General features: G+C 56.9%; 3 protein-coding genes, 1 tRNA gene and 1 pseudogene. 4 read left to right on the top strand and 1 reads right to left on the bottom strand.

Going from position 1 to position 2729, the window contains the following annotated elements:
* The 4 genes from EYQ49_06225 to EYQ49_06210 all read left to right on the top strand — a co-directional run.
* Window positions 1-542, top strand: a 542-nt coding sequence (locus EYQ49_06225; GenBank protein HIG25467.1) for a gamma-butyrobetaine dioxygenase, incomplete at its 5' end; no start/stop codon positions are given.
* A complete protein-coding gene (locus EYQ49_06220) occupies window positions 539-1078 on the top strand; it encodes an HD domain-containing protein (protein HIG25466.1) in 540 nt (179 codons plus the stop codon). The genes EYQ49_06225 and EYQ49_06220, both read left to right, overlap by 4 nt.
* Before the next feature lie 39 nt (window positions 1079-1117).
* The gene (locus EYQ49_06215) at window positions 1118-2047 is read left to right on the top strand and encodes a TIGR03621 family F420-dependent LLM class oxidoreductase (GenBank protein HIG25465.1); all 930 of its coding nucleotides are present in this window, start codon (window positions 1118-1120) and stop codon (window positions 2045-2047) included.
* A gap of 45 nt (window positions 2048-2092) precedes the next feature.
* A tRNA-Met gene (locus EYQ49_06210) sits at window positions 2093-2169 on the top strand.
* Between the two features lies 1 nt (window position 2170).
* On the opposite strand, the pseudogene EYQ49_06205 reads toward EYQ49_06210, so the two are convergent.
* Window positions 2171-2446 (bottom strand): annotated as a pseudogene (locus EYQ49_06205) (hypothetical protein).
* Window positions 2447-2729 lie beyond the last annotated feature (283 nt).

The raw sequence follows: 2729 nt of genomic DNA, 5'->3' as shown, positions 1-2729 counted from the left end.
GGGGTATCGGCATGCACACCGACAACCCCTACCGCGACCCAGTGCCGGGCCTGCAGTTGCTGCACTGCTTGGTTAATGACTCCGACGGCGGCCAAAGCCAACTAGTAGACGGCTTTGCCGTGGCCGAAAAAATACGCCAACACCACGCCGATGCCTTCAAACTGCTCACCACCTGGCCGGTGGGTTTTCGTTACCGAGACGACACCGCCGACCTGCAAGCGGCCCGTCCGCTTATTGAACTCGACTCCCGGGGCGAAGTCATTGGCCTGCGCTACAACAGTCGCTCCGCTCAAACCTTTAATCTGCCGCCCGAAGTTATGGCCGAATACTACCGGGCCTACCGCACGCTGGGTGAGTTGCTTCACCTACCAGAGGCCAAAATAGAGTTTCGCTTAGCCCCCGGGCAGCTCATGATTTTTGACAACCAACGAGTGCTGCACGGGCGATCGGCCTACACCGAAGGGGCCCGCCACCTGCAAGGCTGCTACGCCGACAAAGACGCCCTGCACTCGCTAATACGAGTGTTAGAAGAAGCGTCGTGAGCGTGGTTGACGAGTTGGCCGCCTTGATGGCCGACAAAGGCCAACGCAACTACGGCGAAAACGTCACCATTGCCGAACACGTCTTGTTAACCGCCGGAGCCGCCCAAGCCCAAGGGGCCAGCGACACGCTGATTGCCGCATGTTTACTCCACGACGTGGGCCACTGGCTCGACGAACCCGACGACGACTTTGGCATTCACGCCCACGGCGACACCGGGGGAGCATGGGTAGCCGAGCGCTTCGAGCCCGCAGTAGCCGAACCCGTGCGCCTGCACGTGGAGGCCAAACGCTATTTGTGCGCTGTTGACCCGGAATACCACGACCGCCTCTCTTCGGCCTCGCAATACACCCTGACCCAACAAAACGGGCCTATGGGCATCGACGAAGTAGCGGCCTTCGAAGCCAATAAGTATTTCCAAGACGCCGTGGCCCTACGGGTGTTCGAAGACGACCACGGAAAAAAAACTGGAACCCCGGTGCCGCTCCTCAAAGATTTTGCTGCGCTGTTGCTTCAACTGGCCAACGACGACTGCTAAGCCCTGATGGTCTAGTTTGGAGCCGACCAAGGAGACATCATGACCAAACCATTCCGCTTCGGTATTCAACTCACCAAACCATCCGAAGGCCGCACCTGGGCCGACACGGCACGCAAACTCGAAGATGACGGCTGGTCAACACTGGTTATGCCCGACCACTTCGAAGACCAACTCGCCGTTACCCCCGCCTTAGCGGCCGCCGCCCAAGCCACCACTACCCTGCGCTTAGGAGCCTTGGTGTTTGGCAACGATTATCGGCACCCGGTGGTGCTGGCCAAAGACATGGCCACCCTCGATGTGCTCTCCGAAGGCCGTATGGAATTCGGCCTCGGCGCCGGTTGGATGAAATCCGACTACGACAAAGCAGGCATGGAATACGACCGACCCGGAGTGCGCATAGACCGCATGCTGGAAAGCCTGGCCGTAATCCGCGGGCTGTTTGCGGACGGCCCAGTCAATTTCTCTGGCGACTACTACCAAATCACCGACATGGAAGGCTGGCCCAAGCCGGTACAAACCCCGCCCCCGGTACTCATCGGGGCCGGCGGCAAACGCATGCTGGGCATCGCCGCCCGAGAAGCCGACATTGTGGCCGTAACCGCCAACCTGAAAGCCGGCTACGTAGGCAGCGAAACCACCCAAGATGTTTCCCCAGAACGCTTTGATCAAAAAATGGCGTGGGTAAAAGAAGCCGCCGGCGACCGCTACGACGATCTTGAGTTCAGCGTGCTGGTCTTTAGCACCCAAGTAACCGACGACCGGGCCGCTGCGGTAACCGGCATGGCAGAGTTGTTTCACTTTGAAGAAAAACAGATTGAAGAAACTCCTGCGCTGTTAATTGGTTCAACCAACCAAATCATTGAACAACTCCAAGCCAACCGAGAACGCTGGGGTTTCAATTACATCGTGGTTCAAGACACCGCTATCGACACCCTCGGGCCCGTAGTAGCCCAACTCACCGGGACTTAAACAAACAGGGAGGGGACTGCACCCGGCGCCGTTATCCTCGTCAGTCGCGGGGTGGAGCAGTCTGGTAGCTCGTCGGGCTCATAACCCGAAGGTCGCAGGTTCAAATCCTGCCCCCGCCACCACTCATAAAGATCCTGACCAGAGATTTTCTGGTCGGGGTCTTTGTTGTTTTGGTTTCCGGTTTTCCATCCGAAGGTGCTGATTTCTGTCGTTAAAGAGCTCGGTGATGATGTTCATTGCGTCACGGTGAGCAGCCGGAAGAGCATGGGCATACGTGTCGAGAGCGAATGCCACGGTCGCATGCCCCATGAGGTCCGAGACGATCTTGACCGGAACATTGGCAGAGAGCGCAAGGGTCGCAAAGGTATGGCGAAGATCATGGAACCTGATCCTCGGTACTTGTATTCCTTTAAGTGCACGGTCAAAGGTTTTACTGACCGTGTCAGAGTGAAGAGGTAACTGGCCCTCCCAGTGAAAACGAGTTCACTCGTTGAACGGTTGTGCTGATGTTTGCGTAGGGCTGAGAGGACTGGCTTTCCCAAGGGGATTATTCGCCGTGATTTCTTTGTTTTGAGTTCTGAGATGACGAGTTCGTATGCCACGCAATAAAGAAATTGTTGTTTCTTGACTAGGCTCCGATAACTGGCCTGGTCTCTTTAACAATTTTTTCTTCTGGAGGTTT

This window comes from Acidimicrobiia bacterium (assembly GCA_012959995.1).
Lineage (GTDB): Bacteria > Actinomycetota > Acidimicrobiia > Acidimicrobiales > MedAcidi-G1 > MedAcidi-G2B.
The sequence above is the reverse complement of the archived record's forward strand: the minus strand, read 5'-3'. Positions and strand labels throughout refer to the sequence as shown.

What these genes read in the sequence shown, in the direction of transcription:
- EYQ49_06215 (HIG25465.1), top strand. Translation starts at nt 1,118, where the DNA reads ATGACCAAACCATTCCGCTTCGGTATTCAACTCACCAAACCATCCGAA.